A 25850-nucleotide genomic window follows, 5' to 3' on the forward strand; every position below is an offset into this window, starting at 1 on the left:
AAGTTTCCTGGTCTCGCGATGCGAGAGGCAACGCGACGTCAGGGTGGTGATCAGGCGCTGCGGTCGAGCGCGCGCAGGCTGCGGTCCGTGATGGACCGGCCGCCGCGCCCTATGGCGATCGTGCCGGACTGCACGAGCTCCTTGATGCCGAACGGCTCCAGCATCTTGAGCATCGCGCCGAGCTTGTCGGCACCGCCGGTGGCCTCGATGGTGACGGCCTCGGGGGAGACGTCGACCGTTTTGGCGCGGAACAGCTGGACGATCTCGATGATCTGGGACCGGGTCTCGTTGTCGGCCCGGACCTTCACCAGAACGAGTTCGCGTTCGATGGCGTTGTGCGGCTCCAGCTCGACGATCTTGAGCACGTTGACCAGCTTGTTCAGCTGCTTGGTCACCTGCTCCAGCGGGAGGTCCTCGACGTTCACGACGATGGTGATGCGCGAGATGTCGGGGTGCTCGGTGACGCCGACCGCGAGGGAGTCGATGTTGAACCCGCGGCGGGAGAACAGCGCGGCGATCCGGGCGAGGATGCCGGGCGTGTTCTCGACCAGGACGGAGAGCGTGTGCTTGGACATGTGAGTCGTTCTCTCTCTCAGGCTCTCTCGGCTCAGTCGTCTTCGTTGTCGCCGAAGTCGGGACGGACGCCCCGGGCTGCCATGACCTCGTCGTTGGAGGTGCCGGCGGCGACCATCGGCCACACCATGGCGTCCTCGTGGACGATGAAGTCGACCACGACGGTACGGTCGTTGATCGCGTTGGCCTCGGCGATGACCTTGTCCAGGTCGGCCGGGTCCTCGCAGCGCAGCGCCACGCAGCCCATGGCCTCGGACAGCTTGACGAAGTCCGGGACGCGGGTGCCCTTGCGGGGGGCGGTGGACTCGCCGAGCTGGGAGCCGACGGTGCCGTGGCCCGTCTCGTCCGCGTGCAGAACGGTGTTGGAGTACCGCTGGTTGTAGAACAGGGTCTGCCACTGGCGGACCATGCCCAGCGCACCGTTGTTGATGATCGCGACCTTGATCGGGATGTTGTTCAGCGCGCAGGTGACCAGTTCCTGATTGGTCATCTGGAAGCAGCCGTCGCCGTCGATCGCCCAGACCGTGCGGTCCGGCATGCCGACCTTGGCGCCCATCGCGGCCGGGACCGCGTAGCCCATGGTTCCGGCGCCGCCGGAGTTCAGCCAGGTGCGGGGCTCCTCGTAGTTGACGAAGTGCGAGGCCCACATCTGGTGCTGGCCGACGCCGGCCGCGTAGATGGTGTGCTCGGGCGCGAGTTCGCCGATGCGCTGGATGACCTGCTGCGGCGAGAGCATGCCGTCCGCGGGGGTCTCGTAGCCCAGCGGGTAGGTCTCGCGCCAGCGGCTGAGGTCCTTCCACCAGGCGGAGTAGTCCCCGGCGTTGCCCTCGGTGTGCTCGGCCTGGACCGCCTGGATCAGGTCGGCGATGACCTCGCGGGCGTCACCGACGATCGGGACGTCGACCTCGCGGTTCTTGCCGATCTCGGCCGGGTCGATGTCCGCGTGGATGACCTTGGCGAACGGGGCGAAGCTGTCCAGCTTGCCGGTGACGCGGTCGTCGAAGCGGGTGCCGAGCGCGATCAGCAGGTCCGACTTCTGCAGGGCGGTGACGGCGGTGACCGCACCGTGCATGCCCGGCATGCCCACGTGCAGCGGGTGGCTGTCGGGGAAGGAGCCCAGCGCCATCAGCGTGGTGGTGACCGGGACGCCGGTCAGCTCGGCGAGGACCTTCAGTTCGGCGGTCGCGCCGGACTTCATGACGCCGCCGCCGACGTACAGGACCGGGCGCTTGGCCTGGCAGATGAGCTTGGCGGCTTCGCGGATCTGCTTGGCGTGCGGCTTGGTGACCGGCCGGTAGCCCGGGAGGTCCTGCGAGGGCGGCCACGAGAAGGTGGTCTTCGCCTGCAGGGCGTCCTTGGCGATGTCGACCAGGACCGGGCCGGGACGGCCGGTGGAGGCGATGTGGAAGGCCTCGGCGATCGTCCTCGGGATGTCCTCGGCCTTGGTGACCAGGAAGTTGTGCTTGGTGATCGGCATCGTGATGCCGACGATGTCCGCCTCCTGGAAGGCGTCGGTGCCGATCGCCTTGGAGGACACCTGGCCGGTGATCGCGACGAGCGGCACGGAGTCCATGTGCGCGTCGGCGATCGGGGTGACCAGGTTGGTGGCGCCCGGGCCGGAGGTGGCCATGCAGACACCCACCTTGCCGGTGGCCTGCGCATAGCCGGTCGCAGCGTGGCCGGCGCCCTGCTCGTGGCGGACCAGGATGTGGCGCACCTTGGTGCTGTCCATCATCGGGTCGTACGCCGGGAGGATGGCCCCGCCCGGGATACCGAAGACGGTGTCGCACCCCACCTCTTCGAGAGAGCGGATGAGGGACTGCGCACCCGTGACGTGCTCAACTGCGGCGGGCTGGTGTCCGCCGGAACGGGGCCGCGGCTGCGGATGGTGGGCCCCGGTGGCCTGCTCGGTCATCGGCATTCTCTTCTCGAGGCTGAGGGTTTTACGAGGATTCGAAGGTGTGCCAGTGCAACAAAAAACCCCTCGTGCCAGGAGGCAAGCGAGGGGAGCGCGTCGGGTGTGCGAAGCGGGGACATGCTGGTCCCAGTTTCAGCCGACGCGCTTTCCAAGTACGAGAATTCGGGTGCGCATGGCATTGACCCTCCCTCCGGCGGGAGGGGGATGTCAAGCGGGTGGGACGGGCGTCTCATTATGTGAGCCTCTGTGGATGGCCATCGAGCCCCCGGGCGAACCACCGGCCAAGGCGGGCTGGGCCGCCCCGCCCGGTACTGGGAACGTACCGCGCACGAGCGCGCGGCGCAGCCTGTACTCGTCGAGCGGGCCGGAAAAGGCCGCTCCCTGGCCGTGTGTGCAGCCCATTGCGCGCAGCGCCATGACCTGCTCGGGGAGGTCGACCCCGTCGGCCACCGACTGCATGCCCAAATCATTTGCAATGCGCAACAAGCCAGCGGTGATCTTGTGGAGTCGGGCGGACTCGACCACACCCTCGACCAGGCCTCTGTCCAGCTTCAGGAAGTCCACGGGGAGCCGGCGCAGGGCGCTGATGGCCGCGTAGCCGCTGCCGAAGCCGTCCAGGGCGATCAGGACCCCCAGGCGGCGCAGGGCCGCCAGGCGCCGCTCCAGCTCGTCGAAGGGGACTCTGGGGTCGCTGTCGGCCAGTTCGATCACCAGGGCGCCGGACGGCAGCCCGTGGCGGTTCAGCAGGGCCTCCACGGAGCCGAGCGGCACGGCTCCCCCGGCTGCCGCCGGCCCCAGGTCCAGCAGCCGCTGCGCGCTCATCCGGACGGCCACCGGTACGTCGTGCCCGATCCGGTGCCGCTCGGCGGCCTGCCCCACGGCCTCCTCCAGCAGCCAGCGCCCCAGCTCGGCGGCCCGGGTGGGCGTGCCCCCGGGGAGCCCGCCGCGACCGTCCGGCCCTGCCGCCGCGCCCTCGCTGTACTCGGCCACCCGGAGGAATTCCGCGGGGGTGAACAGGATCCCCTGGGCGGAGCGCCAGCGGGCCTGCGCCGCCACGGCCGTGACCTCGCCGGTCGCCAGCGAGACCACGGGCTGGTGCAGCAGGGCGAACTCCCCGTCGTGCAGCGCGGTGCGCAGCCGCCCGGCGAGTTCCGCCTTCCGTACGACCTCGGCCTGCATCTGGGGCGCGTACAGCTCGACCCGGTCCTTGCCGCCCGCCTTGGCGCGGTACATCGCCAGATCCGCGTTGCGCATCAGGTCCGAAGGGGTGATGCCGGGGTCGGCGAAGGCCACGCCGATGCTGGCGGCGACCCGGACCTCGCTGCCGGCGATCCGGTACGGCTGGGACAGGGTGGTGCGCAGCCGGTCCGCGATCTCGTGCACCTGGTACTCGCGGGCACTGCGGTCGCGGCTGCCGTCGCCCAGGATCAGCGCCGCGAACTCGTCGCCGCCGAGGCGGGCCGCGGTGTCCCCGGCACGCACCGAGTCCTGGAGCCGGTGCGCGGCCTGGACGAGCAGCTCGTCGCCGGCCTGGTGGCCGATGGTGTCGTTGACCGCCTTGAATCCGTCGAGGTCGATGAAGAGCACGGCGGTGCTGTGGTCCCCCGCGCGCCGACCGGTCAGGGCCTGGCGGACCCGGCGGGTGAACAGCGCCCGGTTGGGCAGGTCGGTCAGCGGATCGTGCTCGGCGCTGTGCTGGAGCTGCGCCTGGAGGCGGACCCGCTCGGTGACGTCCCGGCTGTTGAGGATGAGGCCGCCCTGGTGGCGGTTGACGGTGGACTCCACGTTGAGCCATTCGCCGCTGCCCGACTTGAAGCGGCATTCAATGCGGGTGGTCGGCTCCTCGGCGGGCTGTGCGGCGAGGAAGCGGCGTACCTCGTGGACCACCCGGCCCAGGTCGTGCGGGTGGATCAGGGTGGCGAGCTCGGTGCCGACGAGCTCCTCGGCCTCGCGCCCGTAGACCCCGGCCGCGGCGGGGCTGACGTACCGCAGGGTCCCGGTGGGTGCGGCGATCATGATGACGTCGCTGGAGCCCTGGACGAGGGAGCGGAAGTGGTTCTCCTTCTGGGCCAGTTCCTGCGTCAGCGCGATGTTGTCGATGAGCATGATGCCCTGCCGGACGACGAGGGCGAGCACGACCGTGCAGCCGGTGAAGACGACCACCCGGTCGACCTTCCTGCCGTCGACGACGTTGTACAGGATGCCCAGGGTGCAGACGGCCGCCGCGAGGTACGGCGTGAGGGCGGGCAGCGAGCCGGTGATGGGGCGGCTGACGGGGCGGTCGGCGCGTGGAAGCCCCGGCGTCCCCGGGTCCGGGTGGATGCGCCGGGCGCCCCAGGGGGCGTACGCGAGCAGCAGCGAGCCGGCGAACCAGCCGGCGTCGAGCAGCTGCCCGGACTGGTATTCGGCGCTCAGCAGCGGCGAGGTGAACAGGGCGTCGCTGAGCACGGTCAGGGCCAGGGCCGCGATGGCGGTGTTGACGGCCGAGCGGTTGGCCTCGGAGCGCCGGAAGTGCAGGACCAGCACCATGGAGACGAGCGCGATGTCCAGCAGCGGGTAGGCGAGGGAGAGTGCGGCGCGCGGGACGCTGCCGGGGGCCCCGGACTGGGCGGTGCGCGCCGCGTGCGCGAGGGCCAGGCTCCAGGACAGGGTGAGCAGGGAGCCGCCGATGAGCCAGGAGTCGAGCCCGAGGCAGACCCAGCCGGCGCGGGTGACCGGGCGTTTGGCGAGGACGAGCAGGCCCACGATGGCGGGCGGCGCGAAGCAGAGGAACGCGAAGTCGGCGACCGAGGGCTTCGGCACGGCCTCGCCGAGGATCACCTCGTACCAGCCCCAGATGGCGTTGCCGCAGGCTCCCATGAGGGAGGAGAACGCGAAGAGCAGCCAGGCCGGACGCTCGCGGCTGTCGATGGCCCGTGCGTAGGTGTAGCAGGAGACGGCGGCGAGCAAGGCGGCGGCGCTGAGCCCGAAGTCGCCCATGATCTCGGCGAGTTCCTCGGAGCCCCAGCCGAGGGCGGCGCCGACGGCGTAACCGCCGCTGATCAGGGCGAGGAGGAGCTGCATCGCCAGGCTCCTGCCACCGCCGCCCGGGACGGGCTGCCTGGTCAGCAGCGCCGCCCCCGGGGTACTCACCGGTCCCCCTCGCCGGCTGGTTCCGGTGCGGTCCAGTCTCGGCAGCGTCGCCTCCGGCGGCTGTGCCGCATCGGATCCTTCGTCCATTGGCCGTACATCGCCCGTCGCCCCCCAAAGTGTCCGATCACTCACCAGCGCCAGACGAACGCGCTGCAGCCCCTTGGTCCGGACGATACACCACTTTCGTCACTCAGGGACATAGGTGGTCTACGCTCCGTTACCACGCGGGGAGTTGTGGCCACTGTGCGCGTCCGGACGGATGCGGAGCGTGCGCACAGCGCGTCACCCGGTGATCAGGACCGTGTTCTCGACGGGCTCCCCGTCGGCGAACCGGTGCAGCTGGCGGGCCACCAGGCGCTTCGCCCGTGGCTCGAACGCGGTGCTGCTGCCGCCGACGTGAGGCGTGATCAGGACATTCGGAGCATGCCAGAGCGGATGGCCGGCGGGCAGCGGTTCCGGGTCGGTGACGTCGAGTGCCGCGCGCAGCCGGCCCGACTCCAGTTCCGCCAGCAGCGCGGCGGTGTCGACGACGGGGCCACGCGCCACGTTCACCAGCAGGGCGCCGTCCTTCATGCCGGCGAGGAACGCGGCGTCGGCCAGGCCCCGCGTCGCATCGGTCAGCGGAGTGGAGAGGATCACCACGTCGGCCTGCGGGAGGAGCCGGGGCAGGTCGGCGTGCGCGTGCACCGGCCCGCGCGTGGTGGTGCGCGCCGAGCGTGCGACCCGTGCGACCCGCGCGCACTCGAAGGGCGCGAGCCGGTCCTCGATGGCCGCGCCGATCGATCCGTACCCGACGATCAGTACGGACTTGTCGGCGAGGGCGTCGTAGAAGCCGCCGCGCCACTCCTCGCGGTCCTGGCCGCGCACCATGCCGGGGATGCCGCGCAGCGAGGCGAGGGTGAGGGTGAGCGCCAGCTCGGCGGTGCTCGCCTCGTGGACGCCGCGCGCGTTGCACAGCCGTACGCCGGGGTGCAGGAGGTCGAGGCCGTCCAGGACGTGGTCGATGCCCGCGGTCAGCGTCTGTACGACCTTCAGATCCGGCATGCCGGCCAGCGGGCGCAGGGTGACCTCGGCGGACTTCATGTACGGGGTGACGTAGAAGACGCAGGCGGCCGGATCGGCCGGGAAGGTGTCCTCGCCGTCCCAGTGGCGGTAGCGGAAGGCGTCGGGGAGGCCCTCGATCTCTTCGGCGGGGAACGGGAGCCAGACGTCCGCTGTCTTTGCAGTCATGATCACGAGGCTATGCCAAGGCCAAAGGATCCTGATCAAGCCGTTAGTTTGTTTGCCGGACCGGGAGGAGGACGCACGGGTGGAGCGCAGGTCGATCGGGGCGGGGGCGCTGACGGTGGGCGCCGTCGGGCTCGGGTGCATGCCGATGAGCTGGGCGTACGCGCCCTCGCGGCGCCGCGGCGAGGAATCGCTGGCCACGGTGCACACGGCGCTGGACCTGGGGGCGAACCTGCTGGACACCGCCGACCTGTACGGGCCGTTCACCAATGAGCTGCTGCTGGGGCGGGTGCTGCGCGAGCGGCGGGCGGAGGCGTTCGTGTCCGCCAAGGTGGGGCTGCGGGCGGGCGAGCAGCACGTGGTGGCTGACGGTCGGCCCGGTTACATGCGGCGGGCCTGCGACGCCTCGCTGCGGCGGCTGCGGACGGACGTCATAGACCTCTACCAGCTGCACCGGGTCGATCCGGACGTCCCGGTGGAGGAGACCTGGGGGGCAATGGCGGAGCTGGTGGGTGCCGGGAAGGTGCGGTCGCTCGGGTTCTGCGCGCTGGGCGCGGGTGCCGGGCCGGGTGCGGGGCGGCGCGGGGACCGGGCGTACCGGGTGACCTTGGGGCACCTGGAACGGGTCCAGCAGGTGTTCCCGGTGAGCGCGGTGCAGGCCGAACTGTCGGTGTGGTCCCCGGAGGCTGCGCGGCAGCTGCTGCCGTGGTGTGCGGCGCGCGGGGTGGGGTTCCTGGCGGCTATGCCGCTGGGCAGCGGGTTCCTGACGGGGACGCTCAGGCCGGGCGAGGGCTTCGAGTGGGAGGACGTACGGGCGCGGCATCCGCGGTTCACGGCGGAGTCGATGGCGGCGAACCAGGTGCTGGTGGCGGGGCTGCGGCGGGTGGCCCGGCGGCACGGGCCGCAGGTGACGGCGGCGCAGGTGGCGCTGGCGTGGGTGCTGGCGCAGGGGCCGCATGTGGTGCCGGTGCCGGGGGCCGACCGGGCGCACTGGGCGGCGGAGAACGCGGGGGCGGCGGAGGTCAGGCTGACGGCGGGGGACCTGGCCGAGATCGCGGCCCTGCCGGCGGCGGTGGGAGCCTGGGACTGAGCGGGGCCCGGGTCCGGGTCGTGGCCGGGTCCGGCGCCGACACAACCACTCGATCGGGTGTACGAGTGGTGGAACTTCGGGAACTGCCGCAGCTGTTGAGGCAGATGAAAGGCACGATCGCAGGACCGAAGGGGAGCAGGACGATGCGATACGGACAGGCGCACAAGCTGTACGAGGGCCCGCGCACCCGGACCCGTGGAGTGCTGGCGGCATTCGCCCTGGCCGGATGCGGGGCTCTGCTGGCGGCGGGCTGCGCACCGGCGGGTGCCCCCGGCAGCAAGGCGGGCAGCTCACCACCCCGCGCGGCACCCACACCATCGGCGGCCGGCCCCGCAGGCTCCCCGTCCGGCTCGTCGGAGGCCGCCCCGCCGCCGGCCAAGGGCTCCGTGACGGTGGCGGGCGAGATCGCCAAGGACCTGGAGTCTCCGTGGGGCGTGGCCCCGCTGCCCGGCGGGGACCTGCTGGTCGCCTCGCGGGACAAGGGGACGATCAGCAGGGTCGCGGCAGCCACGGGCAAGGTGACGCCGATCGGCAAAGTGCCCGGGGTGGCCCCGGGCGGGGAGGGCGGGCTGCTGGGGCTCGCGCTGTCGCCCTCGTACGCCTCGGACCGCATGGTGTACGCGTACTTCACGACGGAGTCCGACAACCGCGTCGCCCGGATGCGCTACGACGAGCAGAGGGACCCCGGTCAGCAACTGGGCGCGCCGGACACGGTGTTCCGGGGCATCCCCAAGGGCCTGGTCCACAACGGCGGCCGGATCGCCTTCGGCCCGGACAAGATGCTCTACGCGGGGACGGGCGAGACCGGCGACACCGGGCTCGCGCAGGACAAGAAGTCGCTGGGCGGCAAGATCCTGCGGATGACCCCGGACGGGCAGCCGGTGCACGGGAATCCGGAGGCCGACTCCGTCGTCTATTCCTACGGGCACCGCAATGTGCAGGGCCTGGCCTGGGACAAGGACAAACGGCTGTGGGCGGCCGAGTTCGGCCAGAACACCTGGGACGAGCTGAATCTGATCGAGCCCGGAGCGAACTACGGCTGGCCGGAGGCCGAGGGGAAGGCGGGCAGGCCCGGCCTGCGTGATCCGGTGGCCGTGTGGAAGACCGACGAGGCCTCGCCGAGCGGGATCGCCTGGGCGCAGGGCTCGGTGTGGATGGCCGGGCTGAAGGGCGAGCGGCTGTGGCGGATCCCGCTGGCCGGGGCCGCTCCGGTGGCCGAGCCGGAGGCCTTCCTGACGGGGAAGTACGGCCGGCTGCGCACGGTGATAGCCCTCGGCGGGGACAGATTGCTGCTGGTCACGAGCGAGACGGACGGGCGCGGATCGCCGGAGGCGGGCGACGACAGGATCCTGACACTGACGGTGCGGTAACCGACGGGTCCCCGGTGGGGGGCGAAAGGCACGGTGGGCACGGTGTTCAACATGATCGAGGAGCTGTTCAACCCGGGGCGCAAGCACACGGACGAGGAGAAGAAGCGGCTGGAGCTGTCCCGGACCGACGTGAACGACGGCGATCCGGGGCGCGGTCCGATAGACCTCGACTCCGGCAAGGTGCTCATACGCCCGGCCGAGCAGCCCCCGCAGGAGTGAGGGGCGCGAACAGCCGCAGCCGGTGGGCGAGGGCCGCTGCTTCGCCGCGGCCGGCGACGCCCAGCTTGGCCAGGATGTTCGAGACGTGCACGCTGGCTGTCTTCGGGGAGATGAAGAGCTCCTCGGCGATCTGGCGGTTGCTGTTGCCCGCCGCGACCAGGCGCAGTACGTCGCGCTCGCGGCTGGTCAGGCCCAGGGCCTCGACGGGGTCGGTGTCCCGTGCGGGCAGGGCCGGGGGTGTGTCGGCCTCGGTGAGCGGGAGCCGGGCGCGCTGGGCGAGCAGGGCCAGGTCCTCGCGGAGCCTGCGGGAGCCGAGCCGGTCCGCGGTGGCGTAGGCCTCGCGGAGCAGGACGGCGGCGGTCTCGCGGCAGCCGCCGGAGGCCAGCAGGGCCTCGGCGAGCCGGTGGCGGGCGCGGGCCAGCAGGTACGGGCGCTCCAGCGGGCGGACGGCCTGCTCGACGGCGGCCCAGTCGGCGGCGGTGTCCCGGTCCTCGGCGCGCAGCAGCTCCGCGCGGAAGAACTCGGCGTGGGCGGTCCACACGGGCACCGGGGTGGCCAGGGCGCGGGCGGCGCCGCGGAGCACGTCCAGGGCGGCTTCGCGGCCGGCGTCGGCAACGGGGAGTCCCCGGGCGTCCGCCTCGGCGGAGGCGGCGGCGAGCAGCAGCGGCCAGGCGTAGCGGTGGTGGCCGAGCGGGAAGCCGTGGGCAACCGCATCTGCGATCTCCGCGCGGACGTCGGCTATCCGGCCCTCCCCCGCGGCCACGCCGACCGCGAGGCGGTAGAGCGGAATGCGGTGCTGGGGCTGGCTGTCGTGGGTGCCGAAGTGGGTGTGGGCGGCGGCGAGCCGGCCGGTCGCCTCGGTCGTTTCGCCGCGCGCCAGGGCCAGGTAGGACAGCCGTGCGGAGGCGGAGCCGCGCGGGGCCGCGCTCTGGCCGACGCTCAGGGCGCGCCGGGCGGCTTCGGCTGCCTCGTCCCAGCGGCCGAGGTTGTACAGGCTCTCCGCCATGTTCCCGCTGAGCCAGGCCTCGGTGTCCAGCAACCGGGCCTTCTTGACGAGTTCGACCCCTTGTTCGGCCAGTTCCACGGCTTCGCGGGACCGGCCCGTACTTTCCAGCTGAGAGGTGAGGTTGATATGTGCACGTCCCGCCAGCATGACGAACCCCAGCTCCGTGGCCCGCTCCCGGACCGCGTGCATCTCGGCGAGGCCGCGCTCGGCGTCGCCGGAGTCGGTGAGCAGGCAGCCCACCGTGATGCGGGCGTTGAGCTCGATCTCCTCGGCCCCGACCATGCGGGCGTAGTCGACGGCGCGTTCCGCGGCGTCGAGGTTGCCGGGGCCGGGGTTGTGGAGCATGCCCCAGCCCGCGGCCCGGACCAGGACCTCGGCGTGCACCTGGGACGGGGGCAGCCCCTTGACGAGCTCCTGTGCCTTGGCGAGCTCCTCCCAGCCGTCGCCACGGGCCAGGCTGGAGACGAGCCGGGAGCGCTCGGTCCAGAACCAGGCGGCCCGCAGCGGGTCCTGGTCCTCCTCCAGCAGGCGCAGCGCCGTCTTGGTGATCTTCAGGGCGCGTTCGCGTTCGCCGCCGAAGCGGGCGGCGACGGTCGCCTCGGCCAGCAGGTCGAGCCGCTGCAGCGGGGTGGTGGCCGGGTCGCAGCCGCACGGAGGGTACACATCGGTGTAGTCCACCGGGCGCAGCGCCTCGCGGACCTCCTCCGGCGCGCTCTCCCACAGGTCCAGCGCCCGCTCCAGCAGCCGCAGCTGTTCGGAGTAGGCGTGCCGGCGGCGGGCGGCGACCGAGGCGGCGAGGACGGCGGGCAGCGCCTTGGCGGCGTCGTTGGCGTGGTACCAGTAGCTGGCCAGCCGGATGACCCCCTCCTCGGCTCGGATCAGCGAGCCGTCGGCCTCCATGGCCTCGGCGTAGCGGCGGTTGACGCGGGCCCGTTCGCCGGGCAGCAGGTCGTCGCTGACGGCCTCGCGGACCAGCGAGTGGCGGAAGCGGTAGCCGTCGCCGTCGGTGGTGGCGAGGAGGATGTTGGCGCCGACGGCGGCCCGCAGGGCCTCGATCAGCTCGTCCTCCGTCAGCCCGGCGACGGCGCGCAGGAGCGGATACTCGACGGTGGAGCCGCCCTCGGCGACGATGCGCACCACGCGCTGGGCGGCGTCCGGCAGCACCTCGACGCGCACGAGCAGCAGGTCGCGCAGGGACTCGGTGAGTCCGGCGCGGCAGCCGCTCTCCCGGCAGGCGACGAGTTCCTCGACGAAGAAGGCGTTGCCGTCGGAGCGGTCGAAGACGGAGTCCACGAAGGCCTCGTCGGGCTGCGCGGCGAGGATGCCGGCGAGCTGGCGGCGCACCTCGGCCCGGTTGAAGCGGGGCAGTTCGATGCGCTGGACGGTGCGGAGCCGGTCCAGTTCGGCGAGCAGCGGGCGCAGCGGGTGGCGGCGGTGGACGTCGTCGGCCCGGTAGGTGGCGACGACGACGAGCCGGCCGCCGGCGAGGGTGCGGAAGAGGTAGGAGAGCAGGTGCCGGGTGGAGGTGTCCGCCCAGTGCAGGTCCTCCAGGACGAGGACGACGGTGCGGTCGGCAGCGAGCCGCTCCAGCATCCGGGCCGTCAGTTCGAAGAGCCGGGCGGTGCTCTCCTCGTCGTGCGGGCCGCGGGGGGTGTCGCCGAGTTCGGGAAGGATCCGGGCGAGTTCGTCCTCCTGGCCGGCGGCCGCGGCCGCCAACTCCCCCGGGAGCTGCCGGTGCAGGGTGCGCAGAGCCGTCGAGAACGGGGCGAAGGGAAGTCCCTCCGCCCCGATCTCCACACAGCCTCCGACGGCCACGACCGCACCGCGGCGGGCCGCTTCGCCGAGGAACTCCTCGGTGAGGCGGGTCTTTCCGACCCCGGCCTCGCCCCCGATGAGCATCGCCTGCGGCTCCTGGCCCGCGGCGCGGGCCAATGCGTCGGTGAGTACCGCCAGTTCGTCGGCTCGGCCGACGAACACCGGGCTGACAGATCTGGTCTCCACGTCGCCGAGCATCGCACAGGATCCCGGGCCGACGGCACTCGTTATCGGTGCGCTTCTCATCACGTGCCGGTCCACGCGTTTCGCGGCGCGGGCTACGCGGCGCGGGTGAAGCGGCTGCGCTGCCCGCTCACCGGCCCTTCGGGTTCCTGGCTGCGAGAGGAGGCGCGGCGCGCCTTCTTGGCCTCCTGGACCCGGCGGTATGCGTCTGCCTCGCGGATGAGGTCGGCGCGGCGGGCGGTGGCGATCTCGTACTCGAACATCTCGTACTCCCTGGTCTGCGTTTCTCGGCACCTCGTTCGGTGTGATCCAAGATTCGCGTCCCAGGGGGTGCCGGCACATCGGGCGCATGCCGCATCTGTACGGGGCAGGGGTCCTTAGGCCGCGGCCGAAGGACCCCGGGTCGGACCGGGAGTGCCTAGGAGGGGGGCTTAGGGGTGTCCTAGGCGGCCTTCGGGAGGGGAGCCAGGATGTCGAAGTACATGAGGCCGAAGAGCAGGACGCCCAGGGCGCCGAGCGCGACGGCGGCCCAGGAGACGGCGCGGACCCAGGTCGGGAGGGTGCGGCCGGGGGCGCCGAAGGCGGGGCGGGCCAGCACGAAGACGGCGAGGAGGAGGGCGAGGGTGGACAGGACGCCGTTGACGAGGGCGGTCATGTGCCAGGCGTCGCCGTACAGGGCCTCGATCTTCGCCTCGGTGGTGGCGGCGTTGACCGACTCGATCTGGCCCACGAGGGTCTGGCGCTCGGCTATGACGCGCGAGACCCAGCTGCCGCTGAGGGCGACGAGCCCGAGCCCGGCCGCGACGACGGCGGAGGCCGCGGCGCCGACGCCGTCGGACACCTTCTCGGTGTCGTCGAGGTCGTCGTGGAGCGCGTCCTCGAGCTCCTCGTCGGAGAGGGCGGGCTCGGTGGCCTCGGCGGTCTCCGCGGCGGGGGCGTCCTTGAGGTCGGCCTTGGCCTCGGCGGCCTCTGCGGCCTGGGGCTCGGCGGTGTCCGCCTCGGGAGCGGTCGGGTCGGCGGTCTTCGTGGTGTCCATGCGGGGCACCGTAGGCGGCTTGTCTGAGAGGTTTCTGAGAATGCGCCGACGCGGTCGGGCCGGGCCGGCCGCGGGCCCCGGACCGGGGCCGCGGCGGGTGGTGTCAGGCGGTGGGAGCAGGCGGCCACTCGTGGGCGAGGACGGCCCAGATCTCGGTGTTCTGGCGGACGCCGCGGTACGGGTAGGCCTCGCGCAGGACGCCCTCGCGGGTCATCCCGAGGCGCTCCGCGACGGCGAGGCTCTTCTTGTTGGCGGAGGAGGCGTGCCACTCGGCGCGGTGCATGCCGCGCTCGTGGAAGGCCCAGTCGATCAGGACGCGGCAGGCCTTGGACACCAGGCCCCGGCCAGCCGCCGTCGGCTCCAGCCAGCAGCCGACCTCGCAGTTGCCCGACTCGGCGTCGAAAGTCCGGAAGAGGACCCCGCCGACGAGGGTGCCGCCGACCCGGATGCCGTAGATCCGCCCGCCGTCGGCGGCCGTCTTCTGTGCGTATGTGGCGAGGAAGCCGCGCGCCGAGTCGAGGTCGGTGACGTAGTCGGCCAGGACGATGTGCTCGCCGATGAACTCCCGGCCGCGGTCCATGTGTGCCAGGAACTCCTCGGCGTGCCAGACCTCCAGCGGAAACAGCTGGGCGTCGTCGGCGAGGTCTATCGAGAACATGCGGCTTCTTCCTTGGGTCTCATACGGCGGGTTGCCGGATCACCGGGATGCGGTGGCGGGCTCGGCGCCGTCCTCGCTCGTGGCGGAGCCGGCACCGGGTCGCTGCGCCGGAAGTGTCGCACGCGAACGGCACTCGGGGGGCTCGATGCTGATCTTGGGCAGCCTGCGGTCCAGCCAGGCGGGCAGCCACCAGTTGGCGCCGCCGAGCATGTGCATCAGCGCCGGGACGAGGAGGGTGCGCAGCACGAAGGCGTCGAGGGCGACGGCTGCGGCGAGAGCGATGCCGAACATCGCGATGATCCGGTCGCCGCTGAGCACGAAGGCCAGGAAGACGGAGATCATGATGACCGCCGCGGAGTTGATCACCCGGCTGGTCTCGGCGAGACCGACGCGGACGGCCCGCCGGTTGTCGCCCGTCTCCAGCCACTCCTCGTACATCCGGCTGACCAGGAACACCTGGTAGTCCATGGACAGTCCGAAGAGGACCGACACCATGATCACCGGCAGGAAGGGCTCGATCGGACCGGCGCTGCCCAGGCCCAGCAGCTCACTGCCCCAGCCCCACTGGAAGATGGCGACGACGACGCCGAAGGAGGAGGCGACGGCCGCGACGTTCATGGCGGCGGCCTTGAGCGGAATGCCGAGGGACCGGAAGGCCAGCAGCAGCAGGACGCAGCCGAGGGTGATCACCACCCCGACGAACAGCGGCAGTTTCCCGACGATGACGTCGGCGAAGTCGTCGTAGCCCGCGGTCACACCGCCGACGTGGACGTCCATGGTGTTGCCGTGCCCGGCGCCCGGAATGACGTCCTCGCGCAGCGTCGTGACCAGCTCGCTCGTGGCCCGCGACTGCGGGGCGGAGTCCGGTATGACGGTCAGGACGGCGGTGTCCCCGCTCCGGTTGAAGACGGCCGGGCCGGCGGCGGCGACGCCTTCGGTCGCACGGAGCGCCTCGGCCAGGTGATCGACGGCTATCCGGTCCCCGGCGCCGTCGAGGCGGGAGACGACGGTGAGCGGACCGTTCATGCCGGGTCCGAAACCGTCGGCGAGCAGGTCGTAGGCCTTCCGTGTGGTGGAGCCGGCCGGGTTGTTGCCCTGGTCGGAGGTGCCCAGGTGAAGCGAGAAGGTGGGCAGCGCCAGCACCACCATGACCAGCGCGGCGACGGCGCCGAGCAGTTTGGGGTGCCGCTCCACGAAGGCCGACCAGCGGGCGGCGAACCCGGTGGGCGTCTCGGGCCGCGGACCCTCGGCCGCGAGCCTGCGGCGCTCACGGCGCGAGAGGGCGCGCATGCCGATGTACGAGAGGAGGGCGGGCAGCAGCGTGACCGAGGCGGCGACGGTCAGCACCACCGTGAGGGAGGCGGCTATCGCGACGCCGTTCAGGAAGTTCAGCCGCAGCACCAGCATGCCGAGCAGCGCGATGCAGACGGTGGCCCCGGCGAAGACGACGGCCCGGCCGGTGGTGGCGACGGCCCGCTCGGCCGCCTCCTCGACGGGCAGGCCGCGCATGAGGCCCTTGCGGTGCCGGGTCACGATGAACAGCGCATAGTCGATGCCTACGCCGAGCCCGACGAGGGTGCCGAGCATCGGGGCGAAGTCGGCGACGGGCATGGCGTGCCCGAGGAGCGTGATGCCGAAGTAGGCGGTGCCGACGCTGACCAGGGCGGTCGCGATGGGCAGCAGGCTCGCGGCGAGCGAGCCGAAGGCGAGGAAGAGGACGAGGGCCGCGACGGCCACGCCGATGACCTCGGCGACGTGCGCGGTGGGCGCCTCGGTCAGGGCGATCGCCCGGCCGCCGAGCTCGACCTGGAGGCCGTCCGCCTCGGTGGCGGGGTTCTTCGCGGCGTCGACGACGGCCTCGGCCTGCGCCTTGGGTACGGAGTCGGCCTGCTGGTCGAACGTCACCACGGCATAGGCGGTGCGCCCGTCGGGGCTGATCTGCGCGACGCTCTCGGGCCCCGCGCCGTAGGGGCCGGCGACCGAACCGACGCCGGGGAGCGCGGCGATGGCGTCGAGGGCCTCGGTCATGCGCTGCTCGACGTCGGGAGTCCGGACGCTCTGATGCTCCGGGGCCCGCCACACGATGGTGTCGGTGTCACCGCCGTGGCCGTGGAAGCCCGCCCGCAGGAGGGCATGGGCACGGCTGGACTCGGTGCCCGGAACCTCGTAGTCGTTGGAGAACGCCGATCCGGCGGTCCCTGCTGCCGCGGCGGCGGTCCCGAGCGCCAGCAGCCACAGGAGAACGGCTATCAACCGGTGCCGCAGGCACCACCGTGCGATCGCTGCCAACGGACGTGCTCCCTGGTGGTTCGGATCTTCACCGGGAGCTGCCCGACGCAAAGACACTGGAACTCGTGAAGGCCGGAAGCCCGGGGGATCGCCCCGGGTATCGGCCAAGATGGTATACACCGCCACGATCCCAGCGTTTCGTGATCGTTGGCCCCTTTCGTGTGCATCGTCACAGGGGCGCGGAGCCGCACGGGACCAAGGTCATCCGCTCGACGGGCCGTCCGGCTCGTCGGCCCGGTAGCCCGGGACGGAGGGCCACCTGACGGTGAGGACCACCGCGTCCTCCTCCGCGTACCAGGAGTGGTCGACTCCGCGGCCCCAGACGACGTAGTCCCCCTGCTCGGCGAGGACGACGGTCCGGCCGGGGAACTCCAGCCGGAAGCGCCCGCTGATCAGCACCTGCAGCGCGGTGCGCTCCTCGCCCCGCACCCACTGGGCCCGCTCGTCGCCCTTCGGGTGGACTCCCCACTTGATCTCCACGTCCTTGCTGTGGCGCGGATCGGCGGGGTCCTTGAAGTGGCCGAGGAGCCAGCCGCGGTCGGTGGCGGCGTCCGGGGTGGCCTTGCCGGTGTAGATGGAGTCGTCGTTCACGGGGTGAGGCTAATGCAGTTGTGCGGGCGGGCTGGCGGCTGGTGAGCTGGGCCGATGACGATGAGTCCTGACGAACTACTGAAGGTACGGGACCGGTACGACCGGGAGATGCGCCGCGACGCACTGCCGGACGCCGCGGAGGCCAGGGTGGAACGGGCGGGGGCGGTGGTACGGCAGACCGTGCCCGGACCGGGGTGGAACGGCGTGCTCTGGTCCGACCTCGACGAGGAGACGGCGGACGCGGAGATCGCGGCGCAGGTGGCGTACTTCGCGGGGCGCGGGGCCGGCGACTTCGAGTGGAAGCTGTACGACCACGACCGGCCGGCGGATCTCGGGGACCGGCTGCGCGCGGCGGGCTTCGTCCCGGAGCCGGCCGAGACCCTGCTGGTGGGGCGGGTGGACGAACTCGCCGCACTGCCGGTGGAGCCGCCGGAGGGGGTCACCCTGCGGGTGGTGACGGACGAGGCGGGCGTCGACCTGATGATGGACGTGCACGCGAAGGCCTTCGGAACGGAGCGCCCCCGGATCCGGCACCTGCTGCTCACCCTGCTCAAGGAAGAGCCGGAGACCGTCGCGGCGGTGGTGGCGATGGCCGGGGACACCCCGGTCAGCGCGGCCCGCATGGAGATGCGCCCGGGCTCCTCCTTCGCGGGCCTCTGGGGCGGCGGCACCCTCCCGGAGTGGCGGGGCCGCGGCATCTACCGCCTCCTGGTCGCCCACCGGGCCCGCATCGCAGCGGAGCGCGGCATCCGCTACCTCCAGGTGGACGCGTCGGACGACAGCCGACCGATCCTGGAACGCCTGGGCTTCACACGCCTGGGCACGACGGTGCCGTACGTCTGGACCGGGACCGCGTAGCCGCCCCCGCAGGGCACGGCCCACTTGGCCCGCGGGCCTTCCGGCCCCGGCGTCTCCCGGGCAAGATCGAGCCATGGAACGCATTGGACCGCCGCTGACCGGCGAAGAGCGCGAGACCCTGCGCGCGTACCTCGACTACCACCGGGCCACCCTCGCCTGGAAGTGCGAGGGCCTCACCGACGAGGAACTGCGGCGCCCCTCGTCGCCGCCCTCCGCCCTCTCCCTGCTGGGCCTGGTCCGGCACATGGGTGAGGTCGAGCGGCACTGGTTCCGCCGCACCCTGAACGGCGAGGAGCTTCCCCACCTCTGGTCCGACACCCACGACTTCCAGGCCGCCTACGACGCCGCCGGCGCCACCCGCGAGGAGGCGTTCACCGCCTGGGAGGCGGAGGTCGCGCACGCCCGCCGCATCGAGGCGGCCGCCGAGTCCCTCGACGTGACGGCGTACGTGGCCAGTTGGAAGGAGGAGGCCTCACTGCGCCTCGTCATGCTGCACCTGATCCACGAGTACGCCCGCCACAACGGCCACGCCGACTTCCTGCGCGAGGCCGTCGACGGCGCCACCGGAGCCTGACGCACCCGGCGGGGCCGCCTGGCCCCGTCGGGCCCTCAGCCCCGCAAGCCCTCAGGCTCGCAAGCCCGCAGGCCCGCAGGGCCCGAAGGCCCGTCAGGCGGCCCGCCAGTAGCCCAGACCGTTCACGCGCTGCTTCGGCAGGGCCAGTTCCTTGCGCAGGTACGCCGTCAGCGTCCGTGTCGTCGCCGTGTCGCAGGCGAGCCAGACGTACGCCGACGCCGGGTCCGCAACGAGCTCCGGGAGCTCCGTCTTCACCTGCTCCACCAGTGCCGAGCCCGTGCGCTCGACCCGCCTGATCTCGTGCCGGGCCGGGTCCAGCCGTACCGGCAGGTCGGCGTCCGACGCGTGCTGCGTCTCCAGCCAGATCGTCGCCGGGGTCTGCGGGTAGGCGTCCAGCAGGGAGTTGATCGCCGGGACCGAGGCCGGGTCGCCGATCACCAGCAGCCGCTCGGGCTCGGGCGCCGGGGCGGTGAAACCGGTCCCCTGGACGGTGGCCTCGATGGTGTCGCCCGGCTTCGCGGCCCGCGCCCATGCACTCGCGGCACCGTCGTGGAGCGCGAACTCCAGGCTGAACGTGCCCGCCGCCGGATCCGGGTCGACCAGGGTGTACGCCCGCGTGTGCGGCTTGCCGGCGCTCTCGAACCACAGCCGCACCCACATCGTCGGGTGGAGCGACTCGCCGGCCGCCGCGAGCAGTCCGCCGTCCGTCACGTGCACGCGACGGTAGTGCTCCGTGACGTCCTCCGCGCCCGTGACCGTGAACGTGAAGTCCTTGCCCCGCAGAAGCCGAAGGACCACGCCCTCCCAGCCCTTGCCGACGCCTCCCATGTGTGACCACCCCTCCCTTGAGCCCCTATAGTTAGGGCAGCCTAACCTAATACACTGGGGGATGAGTGTGAGCCTTGTGATCAACGCGGACGACGCCGACGCGAACACCACCGGAGCGGGCGCCACCGGAGCCGAAGCCACCGGAGCCGAAGCCTTCGAGCTCTACCGCGACGACTGGGGCATCCCCCACCTCCGCGCCGCCGACGCCGACCGCCTCGCCTACGCCCAGGGCCATACCACCGCCCTCGACCGCGCCTGGCAGCTGGAGGTCGAGCGCCACCGCGCCCAGGGCTCCAGCGCCGCCTTCCTCGGCCCGGAGTCCGTCGCCTGGGACCGGTTCGCCCGCCTGTCCCGGCTCGCCGACACCGCCCGCCGCTGCCACGAGGCACTCGACCCCGACACCGCCGCCTGGGTGCGGGCCTACGTGGACGGCGTCAACGACGGGCTGGCCGAGGGCGCCGCCCGCGACGAGCGGTTCGCCCGCACCGGCCACACCCCCACCCCGTGGGAGCCTTGGGTCCCCCTCGCCATCTGGATCGCCACCCACATCCTCTTCGCCGGCTTCGCCACCAAGCTGTGGCGCGAGCGCGTGGCCCGCGCCCTCGGCGACGAGGCCGTCACCCTCTTCGCCACCGACGGCCCCGGCACCGCCGGCAGCAACGGCTGGCTGGTCCCCGGCGACCGGACCGCCACCGGCTCGGCGATCATCGCGGGCGACCCGCACCGGTTCATCGAGGACCCGGGCGTGTACCAGCAGATACGGCTCTCCTGCCCCGAGTACGACGTCCTCGGCCTGGCCGTCCCCGGCATCCCCGGCCTCGGCCACTTCGGGCACACCGGCAGCGCCGCCTGGGCGATCACCAACGCCATGTCCGACTACCAGGACCTGTACGCCGAACAGCTCCGCACCGCCCCCGCCGCCCCCGGCGTGATCGAGGCCCTCGGCCCCGACGGCGCATGGGAGCCCGTCGCCCGGCACACCGAGACCGTCGCCGTCGCCGGCGCCGACCCGGTCGAGGTCGAGGTCCTGGAGACCGCGCGCGGCCCCGTCATCATCCGGGACGAGACGGACGGCGGCGGCCAGACCCTCGCCCTCCGCTACCCGCCCCGCGTCCGCCGCGACCTCGGCTTCGCCGTCCTGCCCGCCCTGCTGCGCGCCCGTACCGTCGCCGACATCGACCGCGCCTTCGACGGCTGGGCCGAGCCCGTCAACGTCGTCCACGCCGCCGACGCCGAGGGCGGCCTGCTGCACCGCGTCGCCGGCGCGGTCCCGCTGCGCCACCGGGCCAACCGGCTGCGCCCGGTGCCCGCCTGGGATCCGCAGTACGCCTGGCAGGGCTGGGCCGAGACCCCCGCCGAGCCCGTGCAGGCGTTCGCCGTCATGGCCAACGCGCGCGGCATCGCCTCGCCACTCGGCGTGGAGTTCGCGCCCCCGCACCGCGCCAACCGCATCCGCGAGCTGCTCTCCGGCTCCGCGGACTGGACCCCGAAGGCGATGGCCGACGTACACCGGGACACCTACCTGGCCTCCGCCGAGCCGCTGCTGGCCCTGCTGCCCGGACTCGACGACCTCTCCCCCGAGGCCGCCGCGCTGCGCACCCGGCTGCTCGCCTGGGACCGCCACATGGCGGCCGAGAGCACCGACGCGACCGTCTTCTCGGCTTTCCGGACCGCGACCGTACGCCGCTTCGCCGCCGACCCCGTCTTCGCCGGACTCGCCGACGCCCCCTGCGGCCCGGAGGTGTTCCACCCCTGGCTGTACCTGGTCCCGAAGATCGGCTACGCCCTCGAAGGCCTGCTGACCACCACCCTCCTCCCCGGCCTCGACCGCGCGGCCCACGTCCGCGCCGCCCTGGAGGAGACGGCCGCCGCCGCCCGCCCCGACGCCCCCTGGTCGGAGGTCCACCGGCTGGCCCCCTGGTCGGCGCTCCCCGACCCGGAGGCCGAGTGGCCCGGCCTCGGCGGCGACCACGACTGCGTCAACGCCACGTCCACCGTCCCCGGGTTCACCGATCTCACCGCCCGTGCATCGTCGGCCCGTTACGTCTGGGACCTGGCCCGCCGCGAGGACAGCCTCTGGGCGGTCCCGCTCGGCGCGGACGGCGTCACCGGCTCGCCCCACCACCGCGACCAGCTGCCGTTCTGGGCGCAGTGCGAACTCGTCCCCGTCGTCACCGACTGGACCCGCCTCACGAAGGAAACCTCCAGATGACCACGTCCACCCGCCGCCCCGTGCACACCCAGCTCGTCGAGGGCTTCGGCACGGTCACCATCACCCCCGTCGACCCCGCCGGGGACGCGGCCCTGATCCACAGCTGGGTCACCCAGGAGCGCGCCGCCTTCTGGGGCATGAGGGAGGCCGGCCGCGAGCTGGTCCAGGAGATCTACGAGGACGTCGACAGACGCACCACGCACCACGCGTTCATCGTCAGCCGCGACGGCGAGCCGGTCGGGCTCTTCCAGACGTACGACTGCGCCGAGGACCGCGTCGGCGAGTGCTACGAGGTCCAGCCGGGCGACACCGGCGTGCACCTGCTGATCAGCCCCGCCCATGGGTCGCCCCAGCACGGCTTCAGCGCCGCCCTGATGAGCGCCTTCATGGGGTTCGTCTGGTCCGACGGCCGCACCCGCCGCGTGGTCGCCGAGCCGGACGCCCGCAACGAGAAGGCCATCGCCCGCCTCGAGCGCACCGGCTTCGTGCTCGGCCCGGAGATCGAGCTCCCCGAGATCGACCTGCCCGAGGTCTACCTGCCGGCCAAGCAGGCCCGCCTCGCCTTCCTCAGCGCCCCGCGGGCCCGCTGACCGGGCGTCACGCCCACGGAGACGACGGAGGCCCCGCACCGACAGGTGCGGGGCCTCCGGGCGTTCAGGCAGGAGGGGGTCAGCCCTCGGTCACGCCCAGGCGCTCCAGGATGAGCTCCTTGACGCGGGCAGCGTCGGCCTGGCCGCGGGTGGTCTTCATGACCGCGCCGACCAGGGCGCCGACGGCGGCGACCTTGCCGCCACGGATCTTGTCGGCGATGGCCGCGTTGCCCGCGATGGCCTCGTCCACGGCCGCGCCGAGCGCGCCCTCGTCCGAGACGACCTTCAGGCCGCGCTTCTCGACGACCTCGTCCGGGGTGCCCTCGCCGGCGAGGACGCCCTCGAGGACCTGGCGGGCCAGCTTGTCGTTGAGCTCACCGGCCGCGACCAGGGCCGCGACGCGCGCGACCTGGGCCGGGGTGATCGGCAGCTCGTCGACGACGACGCCCTGCTCGTTGGCGTTGCGGGCCAGCTCGCCCATCCACCACTTGCGGGCGGCCGTCGAGTCGGCGCCGGCCTCGATGGTGGCGACGATGGAGTCCACCGCGCCCGCGTTGAGGATCGACTGCATGTCGTGCTCGTTCACGCCCCAGTCCTCGCGGAGCCGGTTGCGGCGCACGCGCGGCATCTCGGGCAGGCCGCCGCGCAGCTCCTCGACCCAGTCGCGGGCCGGGGCGACGGGGACCAGGTCGGGCTCCGGGAAGTACCGGTAGTCCTCGGCGTTGTCCTTGATGCGGCCGGCGGTGGTGGAGCCGTCCTCCTCGTGGAAGTGCCGGGTCTCCTGCACGATCGTGCCGCCGGACGAGAGCACCGCCGCGTGGCGCTGGATCTCGAAGCGGGCCGCGCGCTCGACGGAGCGCAGCGAGTTGACGTTCTTCGTCTCGCTGCGGGTGCCGAACTCGGACTCGGGGGTCGGGCGCAGCGACAGGTTCACGTCGCAGCGCATCTGGCCCTTGTCCATCCGGGCCTCGGACACGCCGAGCGCCTTGATGACCTCGCGCAGCTCGGCGACGTACGCCTTGGCGACCTCGGGGGCCCGCTCGCCCGCGCCCTCGATCGGCTTGGTGACGATCTCGATGAGCGGGATGCCGGCGCGGTTGTAGTCCAGCAGGGAGTGGGACGCGCCGTGGATACGGCCGGTGGCGCCGCCGACGTGCAGCGACTTGCCGGTGTCCTCCTCCATGTGGGCGCGCTCGATCTCCACGCGGAAGATCTCGCCGTCCTCCAGCTGTACGTCGAGGTAGCCGTTGAAGGCGATCGGCTCGTCGTACTGGGAGGTCTGGAAGTTCTTCGGCATGTCCGGATAGAAGTAGTTCTTCCGGGCGAAGCGGCACCATTCGGCGATCTCGCAGTTCAGCGCGAGGCCGATCTTGATGGCCGACTCGACGCCGATCGCGTTGACGACGGGCAGCGAGCCGGGCAGACCGAGGCAGGTGGGGCAGGTCTGCGAGTTGGGCTCGGCGCCCAGCTCGGTCGAGCAGCCGCAGAACATCTTGGTCTTGGTGCCGAGCTCGACATGGACCTCGAGGCCCATGACGGGGTCGAACGAGGCGAGAGCGTCCTCGTACGACATCAGTTCGGTGTAGGTGCTCACGGTGAAACTTTCCCTCTCAGCCCAGCAGGACGTCGTCGTCGCCCAGGCGCTTCAGCTCGCGGTACAGGATCGCGAGGCCGGTGACGATGGCGGCGGCGGACACGGCGGCGTCGACCAGCTTCAGCACGTCGTGCTCGCTGCGGGCCTTCTTGACCTGCTTGATCACGCTGATCGCGCCGAAGGCGGTGGTGCCGATCGACAGGTAGGTGCCGGTCTTGGACTTCTTGAAGCCCTTGGCCTTGGTCAGTGCACTGGTGCTCACAGGGACGGTGCCTCCTCAAGCAGCGGGTGACCCCAGCGCTCGACGAAGGCTGCCTCCACGGCGGCGCCGACCTTGTACAGCCGGTCGTCCTTCATCGCCGGGGCGATGATCTGGAGCCCGACCGGCAGGCCGTCCTCCGGTGCCAGGCCGCAGGGGAGCGACATGGCGGAGTTGCCGGCCAGGTTGGTCGGGATGGTGCACAGGTCCGCGAGGTACATGGCGAGGGGGTCGTCGGTGCGCTCGCCGATGGCGAAGGCGGTGGTCGGGGTCGTCGGGGAGACGATCACGTCGACCTGCTCGAAGGACTTCTCGAAGTCCTTGGTGATGAGCGTGCGGACCTTCTGGGCGGAGCCGTAGTACGCGTCGTAGTAGCCGGAGCTCAGCGCGTACGTACCGAGGATGATGCGGCGCTTGACCTCGTCGCCGAAGCCGGCTTCGCGGGTGAGCGCGGTGACGTCCTCGGCGGACCTGGTGCCGTCGTCGCCGACGCGCAGGCCGTAGCGCATGGCGTCGAAGCGGGCGAGGTTCGAGGAGCACTCGGACGGCGCGATGAGGTAGTACGCGGCCATCGCGAGGTCGAAGGAGGGGCAGTCCAGCTCGACGATCTCGGCGCCCAGCTCCTTGAGGAGCTCGACGGACTCGTTGAAGCGCTGGACGACGCCGGCCTGGTAGCCCTCGCCGGCGAACTGCTTGACGACACCGACACGCATGCCGGCGACGGAGCCGTTGCGGGCCGCCTCGACGACCGGCGGGACCGGGGCGTCGATGGAGGTGGAGTCCAGCGGGTCGTGGCCGGCGATGACCTCGTGGAGGAGCGCCGCGTCCAGGACCGTACGGGCGCAGGGGCCGCCCTGGTCGAGGGAGGAGGAGAAGGCGACCATGCCGTAGCGGGAGACACCGCCGTACGTGGGCTTCACACCGACCGTGCCCGTGACGGAGGCGGGCTGGCGGATGGAGCCACCGGTGTCCGTGCCGATCGCGAGGGGGGCCTGGAAGGCGGCCAGCGCGGCCGCGGAGCCGCCGCCGGAGCCGCCGGGGATCCGGGTGAGGTCCCAGGGGTTGCCGGTGGGCCCGTACGCGCTGTTCTCGGTGGAGGACCCCATGGCGAACTCGTCCATGTTGGTCTTGCCGAGGATGACGACGTCGGCTTCCTTGAGCTTGCGCGTCAGGGTGGCGTCGTACGGCGGGATCCAGCCTTCGAGGATCTTCGAACCGACGGTGGTCGGGACCCCGACGGTGGTGAAGATGTCCTTGAGGGCGAGCGGGACGCCGGCCAGCGGGCCGAGCTTCTCGCCGCGCTCGCGCTTGGCGTCGACGGCGCGCGCCTGGGCGAGGGCGCCCTCGCGGTCGACGTGCAGGAAGGCGTGGACCTTCTCGTCGGTCGCGTCGATGCGGGCCAGGTGGGCCTCGGTGACCTCGACGGCCGTGAGCTCGCCGGAGGCGATCTTCTCGGCGGTCCGGGCTGCCGTGAGCTTGATGATCTGGTCAGTCATGGTTGTTAGTCCTCCCCCAGGATCTGCGGCACCTTGAAACGCTGCTGCTCCTGGGCGGGAGCGCCGGAAAGCGCCTGCTCGGGGGTGAGCGACGGTCGGACCTCGTCCGCGCGCATGACGTTCGTCAGCGGCAGCGGGTGGGAGGTCGGCGGGACGTCTTGGTCGGCGACCTCGGAAACGCGGGCGACCGCGCCGATGATGTCGTCGAGCTGTCCAGCGAAGTGGTCGAGCTCTTCGCTCTTCAGCTCCAGACGTGCCAGCCGAGCGAGGTGGGCAACCTCCTCGCGCGTGATGCCAGGCATGCAGCGATCCTCTGGGGGTGGTGAGTGTGT

Annotated in this window: 22 protein-coding genes; 7 read left to right on the forward strand and 15 right to left on the reverse strand. The window is 72.3% G+C overall.

Features of this window, described 5'->3' with window-relative positions:
• Window positions 1-50: 50 nt before the first annotated feature.
• The 4 genes from ilvN to OHT74_RS11930 form a co-directional block, all read right to left on the reverse strand.
• Window positions 51-575, reverse strand: coding sequence for an acetolactate synthase small subunit (gene ilvN / locus OHT74_RS11915; protein ID WP_054223586.1), 525 nt, complete (start codon window positions 573-575; stop codon window positions 51-53).
• A 32-nt stretch (window positions 576-607) separates the two neighbouring features.
• On the reverse strand, window positions 608-2494 hold the full coding sequence (locus tag OHT74_RS11920) for an acetolactate synthase large subunit (RefSeq protein WP_266663455.1): 1887 nt from the start codon (window positions 2492-2494) through the stop codon (window positions 608-610).
• A gap of 204 nt (window positions 2495-2698) precedes the next feature.
• Window positions 2699-5623 (reverse strand): putative bifunctional diguanylate cyclase/phosphodiesterase, encoded by a 2925-nt coding sequence (locus OHT74_RS11925; RefSeq protein ID WP_443047355.1) that lies wholly within the window; start codon window positions 5621-5623, stop codon window positions 2699-2701.
• Window positions 5624-5905: 282 nt separating this feature from the next.
• Window positions 5906-6853, reverse strand: coding sequence for a 2-hydroxyacid dehydrogenase (locus OHT74_RS11930; RefSeq protein ID WP_328620231.1), 948 nt, complete (start codon window positions 6851-6853; stop codon window positions 5906-5908).
• Window positions 6854-6932: 79 nt separating this feature from the next.
• On the opposite strand from OHT74_RS11930, the gene OHT74_RS11935 reads away from it, so the two are divergent.
• From OHT74_RS11935 to OHT74_RS11945, 3 genes are all read left to right on the forward strand, one after another.
• Entirely contained in the window at window positions 6933-7940 is a 1008-nt protein-coding gene (locus OHT74_RS11935) for an aldo/keto reductase (RefSeq protein WP_328620232.1), read from the forward strand.
• A gap of 143 nt (window positions 7941-8083) precedes the next feature.
• Window positions 8084-9310 carry a PQQ-dependent sugar dehydrogenase gene (locus OHT74_RS11940; protein ID WP_266663461.1) on the forward strand — a complete coding sequence of 409 codons (1227 nt, stop codon included), beginning with the start codon at window positions 8084-8086 and terminating at the stop codon, window positions 9308-9310.
• A gap of 51 nt (window positions 9311-9361) precedes the next feature.
• Window positions 9362-9529, forward strand: a complete 168-nt coding sequence (locus OHT74_RS11945; protein WP_323139658.1) for a DUF6191 domain-containing protein — start codon at window positions 9362-9364, stop codon at window positions 9527-9529.
• Here the strand turns inward: OHT74_RS11945 and OHT74_RS11950 are convergent.
• The 6 genes from OHT74_RS11950 to OHT74_RS11975 form a co-directional block, all read right to left on the reverse strand.
• The gene (locus tag OHT74_RS11950) at window positions 9495-12548 is read right to left on the reverse strand and encodes a helix-turn-helix transcriptional regulator (RefSeq protein ID WP_443047356.1); all 3054 of its coding nucleotides are present in this window, start codon (window positions 12546-12548) and stop codon (window positions 9495-9497) included. The two genes, OHT74_RS11945 and OHT74_RS11950, sit on opposite strands and share 35 nt — an antisense overlap.
• A gap of 80 nt (window positions 12549-12628) precedes the next feature.
• The gene (locus tag OHT74_RS11955) at window positions 12629-12796 is read right to left on the reverse strand and encodes a hypothetical protein (RefSeq protein ID WP_168724336.1); all 168 of its coding nucleotides are present in this window, start codon (window positions 12794-12796) and stop codon (window positions 12629-12631) included.
• Window positions 12797-12975: 179 nt separating this feature from the next.
• Window positions 12976-13569 carry a hypothetical protein gene (locus OHT74_RS11960; protein ID WP_266663465.1) on the reverse strand — a complete coding sequence of 198 codons (594 nt, stop codon included), beginning with the start codon at window positions 13567-13569 and terminating at the stop codon, window positions 12976-12978.
• 103 nt (window positions 13570-13672) lie between these two features.
• Entirely contained in the window at window positions 13673-14227 is a 555-nt protein-coding gene (locus OHT74_RS11965) for a GNAT family N-acetyltransferase (RefSeq protein WP_266663467.1), read from the reverse strand.
• A gap of 39 nt (window positions 14228-14266) precedes the next feature.
• Window positions 14267-16516, reverse strand: coding sequence for an MMPL family transporter (locus OHT74_RS11970; protein ID WP_328620234.1), 2250 nt, complete (start codon window positions 16514-16516; stop codon window positions 14267-14269).
• A 201-nt stretch (window positions 16517-16717) separates the two neighbouring features.
• Window positions 16718-17107 carry a signal peptidase I gene (locus OHT74_RS11975; protein ID WP_030295063.1) on the reverse strand — a complete coding sequence of 130 codons (390 nt, stop codon included), beginning with the start codon at window positions 17105-17107 and terminating at the stop codon, window positions 16718-16720.
• A 60-nt stretch (window positions 17108-17167) separates the two neighbouring features.
• Here OHT74_RS11975 and OHT74_RS11980 point away from each other — a divergent pair, with 60 nt between their 5' ends.
• Window positions 17168-17965, forward strand: a complete 798-nt coding sequence (locus tag OHT74_RS11980) for a GNAT family N-acetyltransferase (protein WP_266672662.1) — start codon at window positions 17168-17170, stop codon at window positions 17963-17965.
• Window positions 17966-18038: 73 nt separating this feature from the next.
• A complete protein-coding gene (locus OHT74_RS11985) occupies window positions 18039-18539 on the forward strand; it encodes a DinB family protein (RefSeq protein WP_328620235.1) in 501 nt (166 codons plus the stop codon).
• Window positions 18540-18632: 93 nt separating this feature from the next.
• Here OHT74_RS11985 and OHT74_RS11990 read toward each other — a convergent pair whose 3' ends face one another.
• Entirely contained in the window at window positions 18633-19367 is a 735-nt protein-coding gene (locus tag OHT74_RS11990; protein ID WP_266663476.1) for a siderophore-interacting protein, read from the reverse strand.
• A 61-nt stretch (window positions 19368-19428) separates the two neighbouring features.
• Here OHT74_RS11990 and OHT74_RS11995 point away from each other — a divergent pair, with 61 nt between their 5' ends.
• Together OHT74_RS11995 and OHT74_RS12000 are read left to right on the forward strand one after the other, a co-directional pair.
• The gene (locus OHT74_RS11995) at window positions 19429-21579 is read left to right on the forward strand and encodes a penicillin acylase family protein (RefSeq protein WP_328620236.1); all 2151 of its coding nucleotides are present in this window, start codon (window positions 19429-19431) and stop codon (window positions 21577-21579) included.
• On the forward strand, window positions 21576-22169 hold the full coding sequence (locus OHT74_RS12000) for a GNAT family N-acetyltransferase (RefSeq protein WP_328620237.1): 594 nt from the start codon (window positions 21576-21578) through the stop codon (window positions 22167-22169). The genes OHT74_RS11995 and OHT74_RS12000 overlap by 4 nt, the downstream gene beginning before the upstream one ends.
• Window positions 22170-22248: 79 nt before the next feature.
• Here OHT74_RS12000 and gatB read toward each other — a convergent pair whose 3' ends face one another.
• The 4 genes from gatB to gatC are packed head-to-tail and all read right to left on the reverse strand — an operon-like array spanning window position 22249 to window position 25820.
• Window positions 22249-23742: an Asp-tRNA(Asn)/Glu-tRNA(Gln) amidotransferase subunit GatB gene (gene gatB / locus OHT74_RS12005; protein WP_266672664.1), complete on the reverse strand. Its 1494-nt coding sequence runs from the start codon at window positions 23740-23742 to the stop codon at window positions 22249-22251.
• Window positions 23743-23779: 37 nt separating this feature from the next.
• Window positions 23780-24025: a hypothetical protein gene (locus OHT74_RS12010; RefSeq protein WP_030010588.1), complete on the reverse strand. Its 246-nt coding sequence runs from the start codon at window positions 24023-24025 to the stop codon at window positions 23780-23782.
• Window positions 24022-25518: an Asp-tRNA(Asn)/Glu-tRNA(Gln) amidotransferase subunit GatA gene (gene gatA, locus OHT74_RS12015; protein ID WP_266663482.1), complete on the reverse strand. Its 1497-nt coding sequence runs from the start codon at window positions 25516-25518 to the stop codon at window positions 24022-24024. The genes OHT74_RS12010 and gatA overlap by 4 nt, the downstream gene beginning before the upstream one ends.
• 5 nt (window positions 25519-25523) lie before the next feature.
• Complete coding sequence (gene gatC, locus OHT74_RS12020) at window positions 25524-25820, reverse strand: Asp-tRNA(Asn)/Glu-tRNA(Gln) amidotransferase subunit GatC (protein ID WP_007266718.1); 297 nt, start codon at window positions 25818-25820, stop codon at window positions 25524-25526.
• Window positions 25821-25850: the final 30 nt, after the last annotated feature.

The sequence above is a fragment of the Streptomyces sp. NBC_00354 genome (assembly GCF_036106915.1).
Classification (GTDB): Bacteria; Actinomycetota; Actinomycetes; order Streptomycetales; family Streptomycetaceae; genus Streptomyces.